General features: G+C 52.5%; 20 protein-coding genes, 2 tRNA genes and 1 pseudogene. 4 read left to right on the forward strand and 19 right to left on the reverse strand.

What is annotated here, in order from left to right:
- Nucleotides 1–97: 97 nt before the first annotated feature.
- The 3 genes and pseudogenes from AINA4_RS05190 to AINA4_RS05200 form a co-directional block, all read left to right on the forward strand.
- Nucleotides 98–1,045, forward strand: a pseudogene (locus AINA4_RS05190) (pyridoxal-phosphate dependent enzyme); the annotation flags it as partial.
- Between the two features lie 109 nt (nucleotides 1,046–1,154).
- Nucleotides 1,155–2,303, forward strand: coding sequence for a cystathionine gamma-synthase (locus AINA4_RS05195; RefSeq protein ID WP_281786430.1), 1,149 nt, complete (start codon nucleotides 1,155–1,157; stop codon nucleotides 2,301–2,303).
- A gap of 12 nt (nucleotides 2,304–2,315) precedes the next feature.
- Nucleotides 2,316–3,353, forward strand: a complete 1,038-nt coding sequence (locus AINA4_RS05200) for a 2-oxoglutarate and iron-dependent oxygenase domain-containing protein (protein WP_281786431.1) — start codon at nucleotides 2,316–2,318, stop codon at nucleotides 3,351–3,353.
- A 70-nt stretch (nucleotides 3,354–3,423) separates the two neighbouring features.
- Here the strand turns inward: AINA4_RS05200 and ffh are convergent, their stop codons facing one another.
- From ffh to thiL, 6 genes are read right to left on the reverse strand one after another with little or no spacing between them, the layout of a single operon-like run.
- The gene (gene ffh / locus AINA4_RS05205; protein ID WP_281786432.1) at nucleotides 3,424–4,977 is read right to left on the reverse strand and encodes a signal recognition particle protein; all 1,554 of its coding nucleotides are present in this window, start codon (nucleotides 4,975–4,977) and stop codon (nucleotides 3,424–3,426) included.
- Between the two features lie 12 nt (nucleotides 4,978–4,989).
- On the reverse strand, nucleotides 4,990–6,270 hold the full coding sequence (gene ftsY / locus AINA4_RS05210; protein ID WP_281786433.1) for a signal recognition particle-docking protein FtsY: 1,281 nt from the start codon (nucleotides 6,268–6,270) through the stop codon (nucleotides 4,990–4,992).
- A gap of 12 nt (nucleotides 6,271–6,282) precedes the next feature.
- Entirely contained in the window at nucleotides 6,283–6,765 is a 483-nt protein-coding gene (gene coaD, locus AINA4_RS05215) for a pantetheine-phosphate adenylyltransferase (RefSeq protein ID WP_281786434.1), read from the reverse strand.
- Nucleotides 6,766–6,808: 43 nt separating this feature from the next.
- The gene (locus AINA4_RS05220) at nucleotides 6,809–9,016 is read right to left on the reverse strand and encodes an ATP-dependent DNA helicase RecG (protein ID WP_281786435.1); all 2,208 of its coding nucleotides are present in this window, start codon (nucleotides 9,014–9,016) and stop codon (nucleotides 6,809–6,811) included.
- Nucleotides 9,017–9,043: 27 nt separating this feature from the next.
- Nucleotides 9,044–9,610 (reverse strand): 16S rRNA (guanine(966)-N(2))-methyltransferase RsmD, encoded by a 567-nt coding sequence (gene rsmD, locus AINA4_RS05225; protein WP_281786436.1) that lies wholly within the window; start codon nucleotides 9,608–9,610, stop codon nucleotides 9,044–9,046.
- A complete protein-coding gene (gene thiL / locus AINA4_RS05230) occupies nucleotides 9,607–10,611 on the reverse strand; it encodes a thiamine-phosphate kinase (protein WP_348773299.1) in 1,005 nt (334 codons plus the stop codon). Before thiL ends, rsmD begins: the two co-directional genes overlap by 4 nt.
- 23 nt (nucleotides 10,612–10,634) lie before the next feature.
- Between thiL and AINA4_RS05235 the strand changes: the two genes are divergently transcribed.
- Nucleotides 10,635–11,114 (forward strand): DUF3515 domain-containing protein, encoded by a 480-nt coding sequence (locus tag AINA4_RS05235; protein ID WP_281786437.1) that lies wholly within the window; start codon nucleotides 10,635–10,637, stop codon nucleotides 11,112–11,114.
- Here the strand turns inward: AINA4_RS05235 and AINA4_RS05240 are convergent.
- The 13 genes from AINA4_RS05240 to AINA4_RS05300 all read right to left on the reverse strand — a co-directional run bounded on the left by AINA4_RS05240 (nucleotide 11,111) and on the right by AINA4_RS05300 (nucleotide 22,808).
- Nucleotides 11,111–11,587, reverse strand: a complete 477-nt coding sequence (locus tag AINA4_RS05240; protein WP_281786438.1) for an N-acetyltransferase — start codon at nucleotides 11,585–11,587, stop codon at nucleotides 11,111–11,113. The two genes, AINA4_RS05235 and AINA4_RS05240, sit on opposite strands and share 4 nt — an antisense overlap.
- A gap of 5 nt (nucleotides 11,588–11,592) precedes the next feature.
- The gene (locus tag AINA4_RS05245; RefSeq protein ID WP_281786439.1) at nucleotides 11,593–12,690 is read right to left on the reverse strand and encodes a D-alanine--D-alanine ligase family protein; all 1,098 of its coding nucleotides are present in this window, start codon (nucleotides 12,688–12,690) and stop codon (nucleotides 11,593–11,595) included.
- On the reverse strand, nucleotides 12,593–13,726 hold the full coding sequence (locus tag AINA4_RS05250; RefSeq protein ID WP_281786440.1) for an NAD(P)H-dependent glycerol-3-phosphate dehydrogenase: 1,134 nt from the start codon (nucleotides 13,724–13,726) through the stop codon (nucleotides 12,593–12,595). Before AINA4_RS05250 ends, AINA4_RS05245 begins: the two co-directional genes overlap by 98 nt.
- Nucleotides 13,723–14,454, reverse strand: coding sequence for a lysophospholipid acyltransferase family protein (locus AINA4_RS05255; RefSeq protein ID WP_281786441.1), 732 nt, complete (start codon nucleotides 14,452–14,454; stop codon nucleotides 13,723–13,725). The genes AINA4_RS05250 and AINA4_RS05255 overlap by 4 nt, the downstream gene beginning before the upstream one ends.
- A 6-nt stretch (nucleotides 14,455–14,460) precedes the next feature.
- Complete coding sequence (gene murA, locus AINA4_RS05260) at nucleotides 14,461–15,834, reverse strand: UDP-N-acetylglucosamine 1-carboxyvinyltransferase (protein WP_281786442.1); 1,374 nt, start codon at nucleotides 15,832–15,834, stop codon at nucleotides 14,461–14,463.
- Nucleotides 15,831–16,433, reverse strand: a complete 603-nt coding sequence (leuD, locus tag AINA4_RS05265) for a 3-isopropylmalate dehydratase small subunit (protein WP_281786443.1) — start codon at nucleotides 16,431–16,433, stop codon at nucleotides 15,831–15,833. Before leuD ends, murA begins: the two co-directional genes overlap by 4 nt.
- Before the next feature lie 2 nt (nucleotides 16,434–16,435).
- On the reverse strand, nucleotides 16,436–17,848 hold the full coding sequence (gene leuC / locus AINA4_RS05270) for a 3-isopropylmalate dehydratase large subunit (protein WP_281786444.1): 1,413 nt from the start codon (nucleotides 17,846–17,848) through the stop codon (nucleotides 16,436–16,438).
- Between the two features lie 9 nt (nucleotides 17,849–17,857).
- Complete coding sequence (locus tag AINA4_RS05275; protein WP_281786445.1) at nucleotides 17,858–18,865, reverse strand: TerC family protein; 1,008 nt, start codon at nucleotides 18,863–18,865, stop codon at nucleotides 17,858–17,860.
- 86 nt (nucleotides 18,866–18,951) lie between these two features.
- Nucleotides 18,952–19,024 (reverse strand) — tRNA-Glu (locus tag AINA4_RS05280).
- A gap of 58 nt (nucleotides 19,025–19,082) precedes the next feature.
- A complete protein-coding gene (locus tag AINA4_RS05285; protein WP_281786446.1) occupies nucleotides 19,083–19,991 on the reverse strand; it encodes a YegS/Rv2252/BmrU family lipid kinase in 909 nt (302 codons plus the stop codon).
- A 56-nt stretch (nucleotides 19,992–20,047) separates the two neighbouring features.
- Nucleotides 20,048–20,119: transfer RNA gene (locus AINA4_RS05290), tRNA-Gln, on the reverse strand.
- Between the two features lie 74 nt (nucleotides 20,120–20,193).
- Entirely contained in the window at nucleotides 20,194–21,699 is a 1,506-nt protein-coding gene (gene gltX, locus AINA4_RS05295; RefSeq protein WP_281786447.1) for a glutamate--tRNA ligase, read from the reverse strand.
- A complete protein-coding gene (locus AINA4_RS05300) occupies nucleotides 21,696–22,808 on the reverse strand; it encodes a branched-chain amino acid aminotransferase (RefSeq protein ID WP_281786448.1) in 1,113 nt (370 codons plus the stop codon). The genes gltX and AINA4_RS05300 overlap by 4 nt, the downstream gene beginning before the upstream one ends.
- Between the last annotated feature and the right edge of the window lie 5 nt (nucleotides 22,809–22,813).

The following is a 22,813-nucleotide window of genomic DNA, read 5'->3' on the forward strand; positions in this document are numbered from 1 at the left end:
TTAGCGTGCCTCTGAGTGCACGGCCCTTTTCCACAACAACGCTCTCGAGAGTTCTGCACTTGCTGCAGATTCTCTCCTTCAATACAGGGATACAACAGTGAAAATCGCACACTCCATCACAGACGTCATCGGCAACACCCCTTTGATCAAACTCAACAAGGTAACTGAGGGTATTTCCGCCACGGTCCTGGTCAAGCTTGAGTACATCAACCCGGGTGGCTCTGCCAAGGATCGGATTGCAGAAAAGATCATCGAAGCAGCTGAGCGTGAGGGGAAGCTCAAGCCAGGTGGAACCATTGTTGAAGCAACTTCCGGCAACACAGGTGTTGGCCTTGCTCTATTTGCCCAGCAACGCGGATATAAAACCATTTTTGTTGTTCCTGACAAGGTTTCCATCGACAAGCAGAACACCATGCGCGCTTATGGCGCAGAGGTCATTGCAACACCTACAAATGTTGAGCCCAATGACCCTCGCTCGTACTACTCAGTTAGTGACCGCCTAGTGGCTGAAATTCCTGGGGCATTCAAACCCAATCAATACGACAACCCCAACGGTCCCGCCAGTCACTACGCCACAACAGGTCCAGAGATTTGGCGCGATACCGAAGGAAAGATCACTCACTTTGTCGCAGGTATCGGAACCGGAGGAACAATTACTGGAACCGGCCGTTACCTCAAAGAAGCCTCTCAAGGGTCAGTAAAAGTCATTGGTGCCGACCCTCAAGGTTCCATTTACTCCGGTGGCCCCATCCACGGATACAACGTCGAAGGCGTTGGCGAAGACTTCTGGCCACAAGCGTTTGACCCCAACATTCCTGATGACGTCCTCATGGTCACCGATGCCGAATCTTTTGCGATGACACGACGACTTGCTCGTGAAGAAGGGTTACTTGTTGGTGGTTCCTCAGGCATGGCTGTCGTGGCTGGATTGCGCGCGGCTCAAGACCTTCCCGCAGATGCTGTCGTCGTGATTTTGCTACCCGACTCTGGCCGCGGTTACCTCGGCAAGGTTTTCAACGATGACTGGATGCAAGAAAAGGGCTACGTGGTTGAAGAAACTGCCGAGCAGCTCGAACTTCGAGAACGTATTTCTGCCATTACACACTCACTCTCGCTTACATCCGCTTAAACCCCTCAACTTCTAAGGACTTCTCATGTCAGGATTCAACACTCGTGCTGTGCACGCCGGCCAAGAAACAGATCAGCACACTGGAGCTGTCATTCCCCCCATTCACCTGTCCTCTACTTACGCCCAGGATGGTGTGGGGAAACTCCGTGCAGGTTATGAATACTCCCGAAGTGGCAACCCCACTCGTGACAACCTGCAGGAAAGTCTTGCCGCGCTTGAAGGAGGCCACCGAGCATTCTCTTTTGCCAGTGGTCTTGCCGCTGAAGACGTACTCATCCGCACACTAGTGCGTCCTGGTGACCATATTGTGCTGGGCAATGACGCCTATGGGGGCACTTACCGCTTGATCAATGGCGTCTTTGGCGATTGGAATATTGGCCACACGGCTACAGACCTAGGTGACCTTGAGGAAGCTCGAAAGGTAATCACAGCTACTCGACCCAAGATTGTGTGGGTTGAAACGCCTTCTAATCCTCTTTTGAAGATTGTGGACATTTCTGGTTTGGCCGAAATTGCCCACGAAGTTGGCGCCATCTTGGTCGTGGATAACACGTTCGCTACCCCCGCACTCCAGCAGCCTCTGAGCCTCGGTACAGATGTTGTCGTTCACTCCACCACCAAATACATCGGGGGCCACAGTGATGTAGTCGGAGGTGCCCTCATCGTGAAGGACGACACGTGGGCGGACAAGATTGCATACCTCCAGAACGCCGCAGGAGCTGTATCTGGACCATTTGATGCGTATCTCACTTCCAGAGGTATCAAGACACTGGGAATCCGCATGAAGCAGCATTCTGCAAATGCACAAGCGATTGCCGAGGTGCTCCTGGAACATCCTGCTATTGAAGCGGTGTATTACCCCGGGCTGCCTTCACACCCTGGACACAGTATTGCTTCAAAGCAGATGTCGCTCTACGGCGGAATGCTGTCTGTTCGCGTCAAGGGCGGTCAGGAAGCGGCGTTAGATTTCGTGGCACACACCAAGCTATTCACTCTTGCCGAATCACTGGGTGGGGTCGAATCGCTCATCGAATACCCCTATTCGATGACACATGCTTCAGTAGCAGGAACAGAACTTGAAGTTCCGGACAATTTAGTCCGCCTGAGCGTCGGCATTGAAGATGTTGACGATCTTCTCGCTGACATCACCACTGCTCTGAAAGCACTTGGATAAGGAGATTTCACAATGACAACCACAAAACTGACAACCTTGCCCATCATCGATTTCTCCCTAGCAAAGGGCTCTGAGGAAGAACGTTTCGAACTTCGCGAAAAACTCCGCCGAGTCACCCACGAGATAGGTTTTTTCTATCTGACAGGTCACGGAATTGATCAGAAATTCATTGATGAATTTGTCAAAACTTCTCGTGAGTTTTTCGCACTCTCCGAAGAATCAAAGTTGCTCTTAGAAAACACGCAAAGTCCCCACTTCCGAGGATATACGCGCGTTGGAGGGGAACTCACTCAAGGCAAAGTTGATTGGCGTGAACAGCTGGATATTGGACCGGAGCGCCCAGCACTAGATCGCACCATCTTCACCGAAGATTTTTGGACCCTCCAAGGACCTAACCTATGGCCGGACGAACTTCCTCAACTACGCGAGCTTTCTGAAAGATGGATTACCGAACTTTCTGCTTTGAGTCGACGTTTACTTTCAGAATGGGCTGCAGCGTTGGGCGCACCAGCAGACTTTTTTGATGCCAGTTTTGATGAGCTTTCTGCCCCACTACTGAAGATTGTTCGTTATCCAGGAAAATCTGGTGAAACCCCTCAGCAAGGAGTTGGAGCTCATAAAGACCTAGGGGTACTCACACTTCTCTACGTCGAAGAAGGTAAGGCAGGCCTTCAGGTTGAATATGAGGGCGACTGGATAGATGCGCCGCCAGTTTCTGGAGCGTTTGTGGTCAACATTGGTGAAATGCTCGAAGTGGCAACCAATGGATATCTCAAGGCAACACTTCATCGAGTGATTTCTCCTCCACTGGGAGATGACAGAATCTCATTCCCGTTCTTTTACGCACCTCGGCTAAACGCCAGTATTCCCACCGTCGAGTTGCCAGAAGAACTAGCCCTCCAGTCACGAGGCATCACTCAAGATCCACACAACGTGCTTCACACCATCTTCGGAGAAAATTCACTCAAGAGCAGAGTCAGGGCACATCCGAATGTTGTGGAAGTACATCACCCTCACTTGTATGAAAAAGGTTCTAGGGCTGGGTACTAAAGCGTTTCTCGCGCCCTAGAAATAATCAGCCCTCCGCTTTAGCGGAGGGCTGATGACTTATGTACTGGGGTTAACCTTTACCCAGCATTTTCTGGAGAGCTTCGAGCTCTTCTGGGGTAGGGCCATCGTTGCCTGCTGGCTTGGGGAAACCAAAGCCGGCTCCCCCGCCTGGCTTGGATGCGGCAGCAGCTAACGCTGCGTTTTCAGCAGCTCGCTTGGCAGGGTTTCCAGATTTGGATCCCTTTTTCTTTGCTTGCTGCTTTTTGCCACCGTGACCCATTGCTCCCATGGGGCCCATGCCAGGGATCTGGGGAACACCACCCTTGGCAACGGTTTTCATCATCTTGGCTGCTTGCTCAAAGCGATTGACCAAAGCATTCACATCAGTGACGGTCATGCCGGAACCTTTGGCAATGCGCAGGCGACGTGAACCATTGAGCAGCTTGGTGTTCTGACGCTCTGCTTTCGTCATGGACTGAATGATGGCTTCCGTGCGAACGAGCTCACGTTCATCGAAGTTATCGAGCTGTTCCTTCATAGCTCCGGCGCCGGGCAGCATGCCCAACATCTTCTTCATGGAGCCCATGTTTTTCAGCTGCTGCATTTGTTTGAGGAAGTCCTCAAGGGTGAAAGAGTCTGTTGCGAACTTCTCTTGAAGTTGCGCTGCCTCTTTCTCATCAAAAGCTTCTTGAGCCTGCTCAATCAGGGTGAGGATGTCACCGAGGTCGAGAATACGGCTGGCCATACGATCTGGATAGAAAGGCTCGAAGTCATCAAGACCTTCACCGGTTGAAGCAAAGAGAATGGGGCGTCCTGTTTCGGAAACAACGGATAGCGCAGCACCACCACGGGCATCACCATCGAGCTTGGAAAGGACAACACCGGTGAAATCAACACCGTCTTGGAATGCTTGTGCTGTGGCAACTGCATCCTGGCCAATCATGGCGTCAATGACGAACAGAACTTCGTCAGGGCTGGTGGCCTTACGAATATCTGCAGCTTGCTTCATCAGTTCAGCATCAACACCCAAGCGACCTGCGGTGTCAATGATGACCACGTCGTGTTGCTTGTCAGTAGCAAATTTGATGGAATCCTTGGCGACCTTGACAGGGTCTCCGACACCGTTTCCTGGTTCAGGTGAGTACACAGCCACACCAGCATTCTTGGCAACAACCTCGAGCTGCTGAACAGCGTTAGGGCGCTGAAGGTCACAGGCCACCAGCAGTGGGGTGTGCTTATCCTTGGCGAGGTATTTCGCTAACTTTCCGGCCAAGGTGGTCTTACCGGCACCCTGCAAACCAGCAAGCATGATGATGGTTGGTGGTTTCTTGGCGAATTCCAGTCGACGCTGAGCGCCACCAAGAATCGCAACCAGTTCTTCATTGACGATCTGAACAACCTGCTGCGCGGGGTTCAAGGCTTTGTTCACTTCATCGCTGAGTGCACGTTCACGAACGTCGTTTGTGAACTTCTTTACAACGTTCAGTGAGACGTCTGCGTCCAACATGGCTCGACGAATCTCACGAAGTGTGCCATCAACATCAGCAGGAGAAAGTTTTCCCTTGCCGCGAAGGTTTTTAAGCGACTCTGTTAGTCGTGAAGAGAGAGTTCCAAAGGTTGCCATAACCCCTCTAGCCTAGCCAACGAGCTGAGCTGCGAAGGCATGTGGCGTGAAGCCCATCAAGTCATTGATACCTTCACCATTACCAACCAGCTTCACAGGAATACCCGTGCGTTCTTGAACTGCCAGCACAAAACCACCCTTGGCTGATCCATCGAGCTTGGTGAGTACCAAACCGGTTACGCCTGCGTGCTCAAGGAATGCTTCTGCTTGTGACAAGCCATTTTGGCCAGTTGTGGCATCGAGCACGAGCAGAACTTCAGAAATGGGTGCCTGTTTTTCAATAACACGTCGGATTTTGGAGAGCTCATCCATGAGACCACTCTTGGTTTGTAAACGACCAGCGGTGTCAATAATGACGATCTCAGTTCCGTGGTTAATGGCCCATTCGACAGTTTGGTATGCCACCGCTGAAGGGTCTTGGCCTTCCATCTGTGGCCTGAGAACGTCAACGCCCGCACGCTGGGCCCAGGTGGCCAACTGGTCTACCGCAGCAGCACGGAAAGTATCTGCAGCACCAACGACAACAGATTTGCCTGCGTTTGCGATGTACTTGGCTACTTTCCCGATGGTGGTGGTTTTACCCACACCATTGACACCAACTACCAAAATGACAGCAGGACGTTCACTGAGCTTGAGGGTCGTGTCGAACTTGTTCAAGCGGTCTTCGATAGCTTCTCGAAGTAAACGTACAAAGTCATCAGGATCACTGGTGTTGTACCTGGCCACGTTGGCACGCATAACTTCAATAAGCTCTTCGGTGATGTCTGGGCCAAAATCAGCGCCAAGGAGAGTCTCCTCAAGTTCTTCCCATGTGTTCTCATCGATGGTGACGCGACGGGAAACCTTGGCAGTGGTCTTTGCCACTGCTTTTTCTTTCGGGGCCTGTGCCACAACCTCTGGATGAGGTTCTTCAACGACAGCAGGCTCTGGGGTTGCTGGTTCTTCAACAATTTCTGGCGCAGGCTCTGGGACTGGTTCGGACTCAGTGACCGTCTCAGGCTCAACTGCAACTGGTTCTTCAACAGGAACTGCAGGCTCAGACTCAGCAACCAAATCTGGTTCAGCTTGCTGCTTTGGTGCGGGTTTTTTGACCGGAGCTAGTTTTTCTTCCTGAACAGGTTTTACCTCTGCAACTGGTTCAACTATTGGTTCAAGATCACGTTCGACCTCATCATTACGAGGCAAAGAGGGAACATCATCGAAGATGTCCTCATCGGGTTCAGCTGACTCTGCGGCACGCCCAAAGAGACCTTTGAGCTTTGCGCCTAATGACCAGCGTGATTTTTCTGCCATAGATACAGCGTATTAGGGACCTTGCAGATAGTTGGCCACGACGTGAGGCACGTAGGGACGAACATCTCCACCCAGTGAAGCCACCTGGCGTACAAGAGAACTTGAAACATAGGAATGACCTGGTTCAGGCATGAGGAAAACTGTTTCGATTCCCGCAAGGTTTCTGTTGACCATAGCCATAGGGGTCTCGTAGGTAATATCTGTTTGTGTGCGGATGCCCTTAATCAGGACCGTTGCACCCACATCTGAGCAGTAGTCCACTAGCAGCCCCATGCTCCACGAGGCCACAACAACATTTTCACCAAGTCCAGCTTCTTCAATAGCTTCTTCGATAAGGGTCACGCGCTGGGCGATGGGCAGAAGTGCGTGCTTATCAGGGTTATGAACCACAACCACATGTACTTCGTCAAAAAGCTTCGTGGCACGAGCAATGACATCGAGATGCCCCAGCGTGATGGGGTCAAATGAACCAGGGACTACGGCGATCCTGCGCATGACTCCAGCCTACGCATCTTGGCGAAAAGTGGAGTGTAAATTCCTAGTTTTTGTCTAAGAAATCGCGTTCACTTTCACTGAGCCGACGTGCAATCGCTTCTTTGAGCATCACGTGTTGTGAGAAGTCAGGATCATGCTCCATGATCTGTGCGGCTTCTTCGCGGGCTTGTGCAATAAGGTCCCCATCTCGTGCCGCGCGCAGCAATCTCAACGAAGACCGACCACCAGACTGGTTGGTGCCCAGAACATTACCTTCGCTTCGCAACTCCAGATCGATACGCGCTAACTCAAACCCATCGAGCGTGCTAGCAACAGCCTCCACACGTTCATGGGCTGTTGTGCCAGGTTGTGCGTGGGTGACAAAAAGCGCCAGCCCCGGTAGGCCTCCCCGGCCTACCCGGCCACGTAATTGGTGCAATTGAGAAACTCCGAACCTGTCAGCATCGAGAACCACCATGGTCGAGGCGTTAGGCACATCCACTCCAACCTCAATCACTGTGGTGGCAACAATGAGATCAATCTCGCCCGCAGAAAATGCCTGCATGACAGTATCTTTATCTTCACTGCTCATTCGCCCGTGCAGTTGAGCAATCCGTCGTTTACCTAACAGGGGGTGCTCAGCAAGCAAAGCAGCGACTGCTTCCACTGAAGCTTTGGGCGGCTTCTCATCCTCGGACTCTTGTTCTTGCTCCTCGATGAGAGCATCAGGATCATCCTCGGGAGCTCCAGAGGCATCAATTGCTGGACAGACCACAAATGCTTGTCTTCCTGAGGCAATCTCTTCCTCAACACGTTCCCAGACTCTGGTCATCCAATTGGGGTGTTCTGCCAGAGACACAGCATGGCTCGTGATGCCCGCACGACCTTCAGGAAGTCCTGCAATCACAGAGACATCGAGGTCACCGAACACAGTCATGGCCACGGTTCGTGGAATTGGCGTTGCGGTGAGAACTAACACGTGAGGAGTGAGGTCACTTTTTAGACGCAAGGCTTGCCGTTGTTCAACACCAAAACGGTGTTGTTCGTCCACTACCACCAAACCAAGGTCGAAGAATTCGACCTTGTCGCTCAGCAGTGCGTGTGTACCAATCACGATGCGCGCCTGCCCTGACACTGTTCTCAATAATGCTTGTCTTTTTGCCGCTGCAGGAAGTTGGCCCGTGATCAAGGTGGGCATTACTGAGGCGGCAAGATCTGGGCCTAGCATGGTGACAATCGAGCGTAGATGTTGTGCAGCTAACACCTCTGTTGGTGCCAATAATGCTGCCTGGCCGCCGCTGTCGGCCACCTGCAGCATTGCTCGCAAAGCAACAAGTGTTTTTCCTGACCCAACTTCCCCTTGAACGAGTCGGTTCATGGGGTGTGACGAGGACATATCCTCAGAGATTTCCTCACCAGTTCTCAGCTGGTCAGGGGTGAGGGTGAAGGGAAGCCGGGAATCCAGCTGGTCAAGATATCCCCCGGCGTGGTGCGGCCGAGGTGTGGCAGCTTGTTCTTGTGCCTGTGCGCGCTGTTCGAGGAGAGTGGCCTGGAGGATGAACGCCTCGTGGAATCTCAAAGTTTCGCGAGCGTGCTTCCAGTCAGCATCTATCTCTGGTTGATGGATCTTTAACACTGCCTCGCTCAACGGCAGTAACGATCTCTTGGCGCGAATTTCTTCCGGCACTGGATCGGTAAGCACGGCGCCGTGACGCAGTGGCTCCAGCACCAGATTCATCATTTTGGCTATTTGCCAGCTAGCAAGCGTGCTGGTTGCTGGATAGATCGGAATAGGAAGCAGTGCCCATCTCGCTGCTTCGCTCTGTGAGGATTCAGGATTTTCCTGAGCATCAAAGAGCTCATAATCAGGGTGAGCAAGTTGTAGTGCACCTCGATAGGCGCCGACTTTCCCGGCAAAGATTCCCCGAACACCCGGCTTGAGGTCTTTCGCACGCCACGCTTGATTGAAGAAGGTCAGCGTGATGATGCCACCGGAGCGACCATCAGTAATGCGCACCTCCAAAAGCGACCCTCGGCGAGCGCGCATAGGCCGCTCTCTCACATCAAGAACTTCGGCGACAATCGTGACGTTCTCATTCAATGGCACATCAGTGATGGCCGTGAGTTCTCCGCGGCGGGCATAGCGCCTGGGATAGTGAGAGAGGAAATCCCCGACAGTTCGAAAACCAAAAGCCTTCTTGAGTGCTGCCGCATTCTTGGAACCCAGAATGGGTTCCAGCTGTGCATCGAGCAAAGCATCTGAGTGCGGCATAGACCTCAGTCTATGTTTGGCCGGTGACTATGCCTTGTAGAGCCAGTGGATAGTCGTTTCCCCGTATGCCTTGCTTTTTTCCAGCTGTAAACCCTGAGGTATTTCTGGCACACCACTTCGTGTACTGCGCTCCAGAACAACATCAGCTTCAGAGGCAAGAAAAGGAATGAGTTGCCTCAACACTTCAGTTATCTCTTCATTGATGAGTTCATATGGTGGGTCAATAAAGACGATGTTGAAGGGCTCCCCAGTAAAGGTGGAAAGAAAACTCATCACAGATGTCACATGAACACTGCATGCGGAGCTGGGAAGCTTGCCTGAAGAACGGATGAGTTCGGCATTAGCTTTGAGCAACGCCCCTGCTTGCAGTTTTTTCTCCACCATAACGACATGGCTTGCCCCACGGCTGAGTGCCTCTAGGGCGAGGGCGCCAGAACCTGCATAGAGATCCAACACACGGGCCTGTTCGATGAGGTCTCTGGATTCCAACGCAGAAAAGATTGCTTCTCGAACGCGATCACTGGTGGGTCGTGTCCCTGTTTTGGGAACTTTCAACTCTCGTGAACCTGCAAATCCTGAAATGATTCGCGTCATGAAAGTTCACCATTCCAGTTTTGATAGGGGTTCCACCCATTTTCTGCAATGGCCGCCCCGCCCATGCTCACGTGTGGTGATTCACCGGTTGATCTGGCTCGAACAACACCGAGAACATCGAATCCTGGCGGTAATGGCTGATCACTAGGGAAGGTCACGAGCAAGGCGTGATCTTCACCGCCAAAAAGCATTGCTTGTCGGGCATGAGCGGCATCAACCCCAACCTCTATGGCTAGGCGAGAAGCGAGGCCATCGAGGGCAGCTTCGTCGAGTTCGATGACGACGTTGCTCGCGTGAGCAATACGACCTGCGTCCATGACTAACGAGTCAGACACATCCATGGCTGCGCGTGCACCAGCAACTGCAGCAGCCTTTCCCTGAGAGATGGGCGGCCAGGGGGCTAATTGTGCAGATCGCAAAAGAGGATGAATATCTTGTGTTCCAGAAAATAGCGCTTCTAAGCCAAGCCCAGCAAGGCCCAAACGACCGCTCACAGCAACAACATCTCCAGGTTGTGCTGATGAGCGCAACAAGGGCTCACGTCCCTCTAAATCGCCAAAAGCACTCACGCTAATCACAACAACACTCGAGACGGAGAGGTCACCTCCAACCACCCCGCACCCTGGAGCTAGCTCGAGGCAGGCGTCGTGGAATCCCTCGGCTATGACTTCGAGGAACGAGACAGCCGTTTCTGGCGGTGCCGCAATGGAAACGACGAGCCCCGTGGGGACAGCCCCCATCGCTGCCACATCAGCAAGATTTGTAGCTGCAGCTTTGATACCTAACTGATGCGGGGTTGACCATTCCAGTCGAAAGTCAGGGCCCTGAACCATCATGTCGGTGGTGACGACAAAACGTGAGTCTGGGGCACGCATCACGGCGCAATCGTCGCCTGGTCCAACGAGGGTGTAATTCGAGTGAGGAAGCTTGGGGAAAATACGCGCCAGAATTGCCGACTCAGGCATTTGGCCAAGGGTCGCATTCTCAGGAAAATCACTCACCCTCTCACGGTAGCCTGAAGAGGATGAATATTCGCATTCGACCCCTCGGGTTTGTCACAGTTACCGCCGTTCTTGGGCTGGGATTAACCGGCTGCGCCGGAGTAGTTCCCATGAAACCTGCCGAGGATTCCAACAATCCTGAATGCGCCAACGTGACTGTACGTTTGCCCGACACTGTCTCTGAGCTAACTAAGCGTGAAACCAATGCGCAAGCCACAGGTGCCTGGGGCACCCCCGCAGCAGTGCTGCTCACCTGTGGCGTGGAAGTGCCCGGCCCCACAACACTGCCGTGTGTATCCATCAATGACGTGGACTGGATTGAGGATGACAGTCAAGCACCGTTGTACCGCTACACAACTTATGGCCGCACCCCCGCAGTAGAGGTTGTGATTGACTCTGAGGCAGTCAGCGGAACGACAACACTTGTTGACCTAGGTCCTGCAGTGAGTGTGCTTCCAAAAACTTCTCAATGCATTGACATCACGGATGTGTTTAAGAACTAAATTGACAAGATCATTGTTTGGGAATTGCCCTCGCGACTGACAGGCCGGAACCCGAACTTTTCATAAAGCTTGATGGCTGGGTTTCCATCTTCAACACTCAAACTGATTGATGTACAACCCTTTTTTCGCGCGTGATTTATGATGACCTCAAGCAGTTGGGTGCCAAAACCCTGTCTTCGAAAATCCTTATCAATGTTGATGCTGAGTTCAGGAACATCTGAACTAACGAATCCATATCCAGGGGATTCTTCTTGAAAAAATTGGACCCACACAAGGCCGATTACTTTTCCTTTTTCAACAGCTGCAAAACCCCAGTCCCGATCTAAACGAAAACATGTGGCATATTGCGACAAGCGAGAATGTTCGAGCACGTCCTTGACTGTCAGTCGATCTGTGCCGTCCCAGTTGACGTTATCAACGGTTGCCTCAAGTAGCTGAGGAATATCCTCGGCAGCAACTGGACGGAAGTCCATGTTGACTAGTCTTCCGCGTGATGCGCGAGAGCCACTTGAATAAGTTCGTCAATCAAATCTGAATAACTCAGCCCGGTTTCCTGCCAGCACCTCGGGAACATCGAGATGGGTGTAAATCCCGGCATGGTGTTGATTTCGTTCAGAACGAAACCAGTTTCGGTGAGGAAGAAGTCCACCCGCGCCAAACCAGCGCCACCGATTGCTTCGAAGGCACGGATGCTCAGACGCTGGAGCTCAGCAAGCTCGTCTGCACTCAGCTGCGCGGGGCAGACTAAATCAATTCCTTCAGCACCAAGATATTTAGCCTCAAAGTCATAAAAATCTCGACCTGAGACAACGATTTCTCCAGCAACAGAAGCTCGTGTTGGCTCACCTGGCATCCCTTGAAGAACTGCGCACTCGACCTCTCGGCCAACGATTCCAGCCTCAATCAACACGTGATCATCTTCCAGGAATGCCTCATCCATGGCCTGAGCAAACTCGTTCCAGTTGGATACTTTTCCCACTCCCACGCTTGAGCCAGCTCGGGCAGGTTTGACGAAAACAGGCAACGGCATTTGTTCTGCCATGGCGCGGATGGCTTGAGGTCTCTTATTCCAGTCATAACGCTTGATGGTTCGCCAGGGAGCTACCTCAATACCAGCAGCTTGCAACACAGTCTTTGTGTAGTGCTTATCCATACCCAAGCTCGAAGCTAAAACCCCGGAGCCCACATAAGGAAGACCATACAGCTCAAGCATGCCCTGAATGGTTCCGTCTTCGCCATAGGGTCCATGCAAAATTGGGAATACAACATCTACATTGCCGAGGGAACGTTCTGGCCCATCCCCGGAGAGCCATAATTCGTTTGAATGAGCTGAATCAGGCCAGATAATGCGCGTGCCATTATCTTCGACTTCTGGAAGTTGGCCCGGGATGAGGACGTAATCGTCCGGGTTCGCGCTGGCTAGGGTGAAAGCTCCGTCACGGGTAATACCGATTGGCAGCACGTCGTACCGATCACGGTCAATCGCTTGAAGAACTCCCCGGGCTGTCGCGCAACTGATTGAATGCTCGCTTGAGCGCCCCCCAAACAACACCGCCACCACGAGTTTGGTAGTCATCGAGGCTCCTTTCGCCCTGAGGCTCATCCGTATCAGTAGTGAGGTGAGGCGCAATGTCCTTGGGGTCGAGCGTACCGGCCAAAACCTGACTGACCTGCTCGACGATAGGCATGTCGACTTCACGCGCACGTGCCAGGGTCAGCACGGGTGCAACAGAAGCAAGGCCTTCTGCCGTTTGCTGCATTTGGTTTGTAACCTCTTTGAGGGTGTATCCCTGACCGAGAAGGCGTCCTGCAGTGTTGTTTCGTGACAACGGGGATTCGCAGGTGGCGATAAGGTCACCCAGGCCGGCAAGACCTGCCAGGGTTTCGGGTTGAGCCCCATAAGCAACAGCAAAGTCGGTCATCTCAGCCAAACCACGGGTGATGATTGAAGCTTTGGTGTTATCTCCATACCCGACACCATCAACGATGCCCACCGCAACGGCAATGAGGTTTTTGAGAACCCCACCAAATTCGGTTCCAGGAACATCTGTGTTCACGAAACAACGGAAGTAACGGTTTGAGACTGTTTGTGCAACCACGCTTGCCGTGTCGAGAGACTCACTGGAAATAACAGCGGCAGTGGGTTGCTCCTTAGCAATTTCAAGTGCCAAATTTGGCCCTGATGCTACAGCGATTAAGTCTGGGCTGATGGGAAGCTCTTCGGCAATGACCTCGCTCATGCGCAGACCAGTCTTTTTCTCCACACCCTTCATGAGGGAGATCACAATTTGGTCATCTCGCAGAAGGGGCGCAAGTTGCACCAAGTTTTCCCGAAGTGTCTGGCTTGGCACGCAAAGATAAACCTGTTCAGCTTGCTTGACCGCTTCCGCCATGGAACTAGTGGCAACCAAGTTGACCGGAAGGCGAATACCGCGCAAATAATCGCTGTTGCGATGAGTTTCATTGATATCTGTAGCGAGGTCTTCACGGCGCGCCCACAACTTCACATCATTGCCGCTATCGGCAAGGATCTTGGCAAACGTCGTTCCCCAACTTCCAGCTCCGAGAACGGCAACCTTACGTGCAGGAGGAGTTACAGGTTTCTTGTTCAAAACCGCCCCGTCTCGCTCTGGTTGTGTTCTGCTGGGTTCCAACGCACCTCTGGTGCTTTCTCACCACGCAAGTCTTCCAGTAAAGCTGTGATGGCGTCCATCACCTTGTTTGTTGCGGCTGTGAGGGTTTTGTTATCCAAAGGTTTACCCACGAATTCGCTGAGGTCGACGGGGTCTCCTACTTTGACATCTATGGTGTGACGCGGGAATACATTCAATTTGTTTGAGTAGCGTGCCATGAGTTGTTGAGTACCCCAGTGCGCTACCGGAATGATTGGGATATCCAGTTCCAGAGCTAAACGGACTGCCCCGCTCTTTCCTCGCATAGGCCACATGTCAGGATCTCTGGTGAGAGAGCCTTCTGGGTACACAATGACGGTGCGTTCCTTAGCAACAAGTTCTTTCGCCGCGTTAAGTGCAGCAGAACTGCGGGTAGAACCACCACGTTCAACTGGAATCTGGCCAGACTTCAACAAAATCCAGCCCAGCACCGGAATTTTCAAGATGCTTGCTTTAGCCATAAATCGTGGCAAACGTCCGAGATACCAGGTTGCTGTTCCAATAACTACCGGATCAATGTTGGAGTAGTGATTGGGGGTGATAATCGCTGCGCCCGTCTGAGGCATTTTTTCGCGGTCATGAAACCGAAACTTCACCATCAAACCCATAAGAGGTAGGGCAAAGATGGCAAAAAGCCAAAAAATGGATGGCTTGCTGCGTTCACTCACGAGCGGTTACTCGCCCTCGATAACAAAGTCGGCACCGAGTTGGCGAAGCTTGGTAATGAAGTCACCATATCCACGGCTGATGATTCCCACGTTGCTCACGCGAGAAGTCCCCTGTGCGGTGAGAGCAGCAATGAGGTGACTGAAGCCACCGCGCAGGTCGGGAACTTCGATGTCAGCCCCATGAAGCTCCGTGGGTCCAGAAATGACTGCCGAGTGCAAGAAATTACGCTGACCAAAACGACACGGGTGGCCGCCCAAGCATTCGCTGTGCAACTGGATGTTGGCGCCCATCTTGACCAAGGCGTCTACAAAACCAAAACGTTGTTCGTAGACCGTCTCGTGCACGATAGAAACACCATTAGCTTTGGTGAGTGCAACTACCAGCGGCTGTTGCCAGTCCGTCATAAATCCAGGGTGAACGTCAGTCTCGACAACGACAGGCTTGAGTTCTCCACCTGGGTGGTAGAAACGAATGCCGTCATCATGGATTTCAAACGCACCACCAACCTTGCGGAAAATGTTGAGGAAGGTCAACATTTCTGCCTGCTGAGCCCCGCCAACGAAAACGTCTCCGCCGGTAGCAAGGGCTGCTGATGCCCAGCTGGCTGCCTCGTTTCGGTCAAATAATGCACGGTGGGTATACCCTTCGAGCTTGCCAACGCCTTCAATGCGAATGACACGATCGGTGTCAACAGAGATGACGGCGCCCATCTTTTGCAAGATGTTAATCAGGTCCATAATCTCTGGCTCGATGGCTGCTCCAGAAAGTTCAGTTTTGCCCTTAGCCCGAACAGCAGTGAGCAATACCTGCTCGGTGGCTCCAACACTTGGATAGGGCAAAGAAATCTTGGTGCCTGTCAAACCCTCTGGCGCAGTCATTCGAATACCAGTTGGCAGTTTCTCAATGACAGCACCGAAACTACCGAGCACTTCCAAGTGGTAGTCAATGGGACGGTCCCCGATACGGCAACCACCCAAATCTGGGATGAATGCTTCACCAAGGCGGTGAAGCAAGGGGCCACAGAACAAGATTGGGATACGGCTAGAGCCAGCGTGCGCATCAATGTCCGTCATGTGTGCAGATTCAACACCTGCAGGATCGAGAAGAAGAATACCTTCTGCAACGTTGTGCTCTACTTTGACGCCGTGAACTTCGAGAAGACCTTTAACAACACGCACATCGCTGATGTCGGGGACATCGCGCAGCTCGCTTGGGCTCTCCCCCAGCAATGCAGCAACCATGGCCTTCGTGACAAGGTTCTTTGCACCCTTGACTTCAATACGACCGGTGAGAGGTGAACCACCATTAATCGTGATGGTGTCCCCAGAGAGGCCTACGCGCGCGCCTGCGGCTCGCGCATCATTTGCAACAGTGTTCATGCATGCCTCGCTGGAAGGGTCTTAGGGCGCCAGGATTCCCGGCGCGCTTCAAAATCATTGATGGCTTGTTCGTTACGCAAGGTTAGCGCGATGTCGTCTAAGCCTTCGAGTAAACGCCAGCGAATGTAGTCATCGACCTCGAATGACACAACAAGATCACCAAGGGTGGCTTTCTTCTCAACTAGGTCAACTGTCATCTCAATACCCGGCTGCGCTTCCAGGGCTGCCCAGATTTTTTCGCAGTCCGCCTCAGAAATCACGCCAGTCAACAAACCCTGCTTCCCAGAGTTTCCTCGGAAAATATCAGCAAACTTGGGTGCCAACACAGCGTCGAAACCGTAATCACGCAGCGCCCACACAGCATGTTCGCGCGAAGAGCCGGTGCCAAAGTCAGGACCAGCAACAAGGACTTTCGCTCCTTGATACGCCGGTTGGTTCAAAATGAAGTCTGGATCTTGACGCCAGTTCGCAAAGAGTGCGTCATCAAAACCTGTCTTTGTCACACGCTTGAGGTAGACGGCAGGGATGATTTGGTCGGTATCCACGGCACTTCGACGAAGTGGAACACCAACACCGGTCACAGAAGTAAATTTCTCCATGGTTAGCCTTCCACGTCTGAGGGGCTTGAGAGCGTGCCACGAATTGCGGTGGCAGCAGCAACCAGGGGTGATACGAGGTGGGTGCGACCACCTTTACCTTGGCGGCCTTCAAAGTTACGGTTCGAGGTCGAGGCACAACGCTCCCCAACCGCAAGTTGATCCGGGTTCATACCCAAACACATTGAGCAGCCAGCGAAGCGCCACTCTGCACCAAAGTCAGTAATGATTTTGTCGAGGCCTTCAGCTTCTGCTTCTAAGCGAACTCGAGCAGAACCAGGCACAACCATCACACGAACGCCATCAGCTTTTTTCTTGCCCTTGATTACCGAGGCAAAAGCGCGAAGGTCTTCGATACGTCCATTCGTGCATGACCCCATAAAGACTGCGTCAACGGGAATGTCTTTGAGCTTTGTGCCCGGGGTGAGGTCCATGTATTCCAGAGCACGCTGTGCAGCAATACGCTCGTTGGGATCTGAGAAATCATCTGGCGAGGGAACAACGCCGCTGAGCGATGCGCCCTGTCCTGGGTTTGTACCCCACGTGACAAATGGCTCTAGTTCATCCGCGTTGAGAGTGACCTCGGCATCAAAGACAGCACCTTCATCGGTGGGCAACGTCTTCCAGTAGGCAACAGCTTCATCCCAGTCAGTACCCTGTGGAGCATGAGGACGACCTTCAAGGTAGTCAAAGGTGGTCTGATCGGGGGCGATCATACCCGCACGAGCTCCTGCCTCAATGGACATGTTGCAGATCGTCATTCGCGCTTCCATCGAGAGTGCTTCGATTGCGGAACCACGATATTCAAGAACGTAACCCTGCCCGCCGTTAGCACCAATTTTGGCGATAACAGCCAAAATGATGTCTTTTGCGGTGACGCCTGGCTTGAGGGTTCCCTCCACGTTGATAGCCATGGTCTTGAACGGCTTCAGCGGCAGTGTCTGGGTAGCAAGAACGTGCTCGACCTCACTAGTGCCGATTCCAAATGCCATTGCTCCAAAGGCGCCGTGGGTGGAGGTGTGCGAGTCACCACAGACAACTGTAATTCCTGGCATGGTCAGACCAAGCTGCGGCCCGACCACGTGAACGATTCCTTGCTCCACATCACCGAGTGAGTGAAGTCGTACACCGAATTCTTCGGCATTGTTTCTCAGGGTTTGAATCTGGACTCGGCTGGTTTCATCAGCAATAGGCTTATCGATATCCAGGGTGGGGGTGTTGTGATCCTCAGTTGCGATGGTGAGATCGAGACGACGGACAGGTCGACCAGCTTGGCGCAGACCGTCAAAGGCTTGAGGGCTAGTAACTTCGTGCAGCAGGTGGAGGTCGATATAAATCAAATCAGGGGTGCCGTCTTCACCCTTTACGACCAAGTGGTCGTCCCACACTTTTTCCGCGAGAGTTCTAGGTTTGTTCACCTTGTAATTCTACTTCGAACCGGTGGTTACCTTGTTCTCGGCAGCCTCAACCCTGCGCATCTTGATCACACTGGCAATCGTGGCAACAGCCATTGCAGAAACGATGACCAGAAGTGAGGTGACCGTGCTGATTTCTGGCGCCCATGCAATGGGCTCTCCCCCGTTGATAAACGGCAGTTCGTTGACGTGCATGGCGTGAAGCACCAGCTTGACGCCGATGAAGCCCAGAATGAAGGCAATTCCGTATTTCAGGTATTCCAGCTTGTCAAGGAGGCCACCGAGCAAGAAGTAGAGCTGGCGGAGCCCCATCAATGCGAACACGTTCGCAGCAAAGACTAGGAAGGGACTTGTGGTGATACCAAAAATCGCAGGGATGGAGTCGAAAGCAAAGATGACATCAGTAATGGCGATGGTAATAAACACCACAATCATGGGGGTAAACATTTTTTTGCCATTGTGAACGGTGCGAATCTTGGCCCCGTCATACTCCGGAGACATACTTATTCTCTTGCGAAGGAAAGCGATAAGTTTGCTTTCGGTTTCTTCCTCTTCCTCATGAGAACGGAAGGCTTGGTGCCATGCGGTGTACAACAAAAAAGCGCCGAAGATGTAGAAAATCCAGGAGAAGTTCTCGATCAGGGCAGCGCCCAAGACAATAAAGATTGCGCGCAGAACTAGCGCCATGATGATTCCCACCATGAGAACTTCCTGCTGATACTTCTTCGGCACTGCAAAACGGCTCATGATGATGACAAAGACAAAGAGATTGTCAATGCTCAGGCTGTATTCGGTCAACCATCCCGCATAGAACTGGCCTGCATGTTCTGCATCGCCAATAGCGAGTATGGCCAAACCAAACAACACCGCTAGCAGAGCATAGAAGCCCACCCATAAAGAAGCTTCACGCATGGAGGGAACGTGGGGCCGCTTGAAAATAATGAGCAGGTCTGCAATCAAAATTGCTGTTAAGACAATCAGCGAACCAATTTCAAACCACGCGGGGAGAGCACCATCCATAGTCCTATAAGGCTACAGGTGCATGGAGGTACTGAAGTTCCTTAAGAAAACAAAACCCTCACCCGAAGGCGAGGGTTTTGCAATTGTGACCCCAGCGGGATTCGAACCCGCGTTACCGCCGTGAGAGGGCGGCGTACTAGGCCGCTATACGATGGGGCCGTTGCGACCTGTCAATAATGCCACATATGGCCGTTTGCCGCATAATCCTGTGGGTTAATTAGAGAAGGATTCGCACTGCAGAAGGGACGACATCCACCTCTACAGGTAGCGGCCATACGCGCTCTCCATCGGCATAAGCGACTATCCCTTCCGCATCAATTCTGACGCGTGTGCCTTGTTGAGTACTGACCTCAGGTTCTGTGATGTGGGTTCCAGCAAAAACCCGCGGAAATAGTCTCAGGAACCGCAATTTGGACAGCGGCTTCAAAACGAAAACATCCAGCAGACCATCTTGCATGCTCGCCTGCGGTGTCACCTTCATCCCTCCACCCATGCTTGTGTTGTTTGCCACAGAAATAAGCATGGCTTTCTGAGTAGATGAAACACCATCAATAGTGATGTTGTAATCCACCGGCCTGAAAGAGAACAACTCACGCAGGAGCGCAATGATGTAACGACTCTTGCCTTGCGGTCGTTTCATGGTGTTGGCCCGCTCATTCACAACTGCATCAAAGCCTGCAGAAAGTATGCTGGCAAACCAGCGAACCTGTGTTCCATCGCTAGAAGTGACCCGCCCCAGATCTAATCGTTGCGGTTCACGCCACAAAGCTTCCACAAGGCTTTTTATCGCAGCAGGAATGTTTCCAACGGGCAGACCAACACCTCGCGCTAAATCGTTGCCAGTACCCGCAGGAATCACGCCAAAAGGAATAGAGGTTTGTGCAACAGCATTGACCGCTAGTGACACCATGCCATCACCACCGACGACAACGAGAGCATCTGGTGTCAAGGCAAGTGCTCGATTGACCTTTCCGGTGAGCAAATGAAAATCTTCTGCTCGAAGCTCCGTGACCTCAAAACCAGCTTGCTGGAGAGCAGAAACTGTTGCAGCTCCAGCACCGGCGTGTGCACCAAATGATGCTGTCGGGTTTATTGCCACAACAATGTGGGCGGGTGTAGAACTCACTTGATGATTATGGCGGTTAAATGAGAAAACCCTCGAACTCTCGAGGGTTTTACTTGCTGGGGTACCTGGACTCGAACCAAGAACAAAGGTACCAGAAACCTCCGTGTTGCCAATTACACCATACCCCACCGGGTCTGGGCTAAGCCCTGAACCGACTCCCTAGCCTAACCCACGAGGGCCACGCTAAACAAACTCGACAAGGCTAGCGTTCGTTGAAACGAACCAGACGTTCGAGGGTGTCTTTCTTCCCCAAAATCTCCATAGATTCAAACAAGGGCGGAGAGATACGGCGACCTGAAATAGCAGTTCGTAAAGGCCCGAAAGCGTTACGAGGCTTGAGCTCCAAACCTTCGATGAGCGCTTCGTTGAGAACCGCCTGAATCTTGTCATGAGTGAAGTCAGACTCAGGAATCAGTTCAAGAACATTCACGGATGCGGCGACAATTTCACCCGCATTCTCTGGGAGGCCCTTGAGCGCATCTTCGGCATAATTAATCTGAGATGCGGGTGTGAATAAGAACTCAAGTAAATCGGGGGCTTCACTCAACACGTTCATTCGTGTTTGAACCAAGGGGGCGGCCAAAGCAAGAATCTTCAGTTGTTCTTCTGAAGGATTGTTGCTCAAGACGTTCCCAGCTTGCAGATAGGGAACCATGCGAGCGGTGAAGTCCTCCACGGACAGCAATCGAATGTGGTCTCCATTGATGGCGTCCGCCTTCTTCTGATCAAAACGTGCGGGATTGGGGTTGACGTTAACCACATCAAAAGCCTTCACCATCTCCTGGATGGAGAAAACATCACGATCGTGGGACAGTGACCATCCCAACAATGCAAGGTAATTGATCAAGCCTTCTGGAATGAATCCTCGGTCACGGTGGTGGAACAAGTTTGCTTCCGGATCACGCTTAGAAAGCTTCTTGTTTCCCTCCCCCATGACATAAGGCAAGTGACCAAAACGTGGGATGTGGGTAGTAAATCCCGCATCAATGAGTGCGTGATACAACGCAATCTGCCTAGGAGTTGACGAAAGAAGGTCCTCACCACGTAGAACGTGTGTGACCTGCATGATTGCATCATCCACAGGGTTCACGAGGGTATACAGCGGATCGCCGTTGGGGCGAACTACGACAAAGTCGGGGAAAGACCCAGCTGGGAAGGTGATTTCTCCACGCACCAAGTCATCAAAAGTGATGTCTTCGTCTGGAACGCGAACACGAAGTGCAGGCTGACGACCTTCAGCGCGGTAAGCAGCCTTTTGTTCGTCGGTGAGTTCCCGGTCAAAGTTGTCATAGCCAACTTTGGGATCTTTACCAGCGGCAATGTTGCGCGCTTCAATCTCCTCGGGAGTAGAAAAGCTTTCATAAACACGGCCCGTTGCCTTGAGCTTTTCAATGACTTCTTTGTAGATATCTGTGCGCTGAGACTGGCGGTAGGGACCGTGCGGGCCGCCCACGTTGATACCTTCATCCCAGTCCAGGTTCAACCAGGTGAGCGCGTCAATGATTTGCTCATAACTTTCCTCGGAGTCACGCGCCGCATCAGTGTCTTCGATGCGGAAAATAAACTTTCCGCCGGTGTGACGCGCGTAAGCCCAGTTAAACAAGGCAGTGCGCACAAGCCCTACGTGAGGAGTGCCGGTCGGCGATGGGCAAAAGCGCACGCGGACATCGCTACCGGTGGCCGTGGAAAAGGGGTAATTGGTTGTCATGCGTCGAGCCTGGTCATCCATCCGTGACGGTCAGGAAGACGGCCGTATTGGATGTCCGTCAGTTCTTTGCGCAAGCTCATGGTGAGCTCGCCCGCTGGAGCATCTGGGTTTCCTAAAGAAAGACCATTTGCGCCAATGAGTTGACCGATAGGAGTGATCACTGCTGCAGTGCCGCAAGCAAACACTTCCGTAATCTGACCGGAGGCAACGCCTTCCTTCCATTCGGAAATGGGAACGGTACGTTCCTCAACCTTGAGGCCACGATCGCGTGCCAGAGTAATGACACTTTCACGAGTGATTCCCTCAAGAATTGTTCCGGTGAGCTTGGGGGTCACAATCTTGCCATCTTTGTGAACGAAGAAGACGTTCATGCCACCGAGTTCTTCCACGTTGGTGTGGGTTTCTGAATCAAGGAATAGCACCTGCGCGCAACCGTTTTCGTAAGCTTCAACCTGAGCAAGCAGGGACGACGCGTAGTTTCCACCACACTTTGCTGAACCAGTTCCACCCTTACCCGCACGGGAATATTCAGTGGTGAGCCAAATCTTTACCGGAGCAACACCCTGAGCAAAATATGCACCTGCAGGAGATGCAATGAGGTAGTAGCCAACTTTGTGTGCAGCACGAACACCCAGGAAGGTTTCGTTCGCAATCATGAACGGACGAAGATAGAGGCTGGTCTCAGGCGCTGAGGGCACCCACTTGCCGTCAATAGCTATGAGTCGCTTGATTGATTCAATGAAATCGGCAACTGAAAGTTCCGGCAATGCCATGCGTCGCGCTGACCGCTGCAGACGCAGAGCGTTCGCTTCGGGACGGAAGGTCCAAATGGAGTTATCAGCGTGACGATAGGCCTTGAGCCCTTCAAAGATTTCTTGACCGTAGTGCAACACCGATGCTGCAGGGTCGAGAGTGAGTGGACCGTAGGGCTGGACATGCGCGTTGTGCCAACCCTGTTCTATGGTCCAGTCAATGGAGACCATGTGGTCTGTGAAGTGCTTACCAAAACCGGGGTCGGCAAGAATTTCCTCACGAGCAGCCTCAGCACGAGCTGAGGTTGAAGGAGTGAGTGCGAAGTTCAGCGGAAACGACGACGTTTCGGTGCTCATGATCT

The sequence above is a fragment of the Aurantimicrobium sp. INA4 genome (assembly GCF_027924525.1).
GTDB lineage: Bacteria > Actinomycetota > Actinomycetes > Actinomycetales > Microbacteriaceae > Aurantimicrobium.

Bases quoted from the DNA above. Each gene is read 5' to 3' on its own strand.
- AINA4_RS05195 (WP_281786430.1), top strand. From the start codon at position 1,155: ATGTCAGGATTCAACACTCGTGCTGTGCACGCCGGCCAAGAAACAGAT.
- AINA4_RS05200 (WP_281786431.1), top strand. From the start codon at position 2,316: ATGACAACCACAAAACTGACAACCTTGCCCATCATCGATTTCTCCCTA.
- ffh (WP_281786432.1), bottom strand. From the start codon at position 4,977: ATGGCAACCTTTGGAACTCTCTCTTCACGACTAACAGAGTCGCTTAAA.
- ftsY (WP_281786433.1), bottom strand. From the start codon at position 6,270: ATGGCAGAAAAATCACGCTGGTCATTAGGCGCAAAGCTCAAAGGTCTC.
- coaD (WP_281786434.1), bottom strand. From the start codon at position 6,765: ATGCGCAGGATCGCCGTAGTCCCTGGTTCATTTGACCCCATCACGCTG.
- AINA4_RS05220 (WP_281786435.1), bottom strand. From the start codon at position 9,016: ATGCCGCACTCAGATGCTTTGCTCGATGCACAGCTGGAACCCATTCTG.
- rsmD (WP_281786436.1), bottom strand. From the start codon at position 9,610: ATGACGCGAATCATTTCAGGATTTGCAGGTTCACGAGAGTTGAAAGTT.
- AINA4_RS05235 (WP_281786437.1), top strand. From the start codon at position 10,635: ATGAATATTCGCATTCGACCCCTCGGGTTTGTCACAGTTACCGCCGTT.
- AINA4_RS05240 (WP_281786438.1), bottom strand. From the start codon at position 11,587: ATGGACTTCCGTCCAGTTGCTGCCGAGGATATTCCTCAGCTACTTGAG.
- AINA4_RS05245 (WP_281786439.1), bottom strand. From the start codon at position 12,690: ATGACTACCAAACTCGTGGTGGCGGTGTTGTTTGGGGGGCGCTCAAGC.
- murA (WP_281786442.1), bottom strand. From the start codon at position 15,834: ATGAACACTGTTGCAAATGATGCGCGAGCCGCAGGCGCGCGCGTAGGC.
- leuD (WP_281786443.1), bottom strand. From the start codon at position 16,433: ATGGAGAAATTTACTTCTGTGACCGGTGTTGGTGTTCCACTTCGTCGA.
- AINA4_RS05275 (WP_281786445.1), bottom strand. From the start codon at position 18,865: ATGGATGGTGCTCTCCCCGCGTGGTTTGAAATTGGTTCGCTGATTGTC.
- gltX (WP_281786447.1), bottom strand. From the start codon at position 21,699: ATGACAACCAATTACCCCTTTTCCACGGCCACCGGTAGCGATGTCCGC.
- AINA4_RS05300 (WP_281786448.1), bottom strand. From the start codon at position 22,808: ATGAGCACCGAAACGTCGTCGTTTCCGCTGAACTTCGCACTCACTCCT.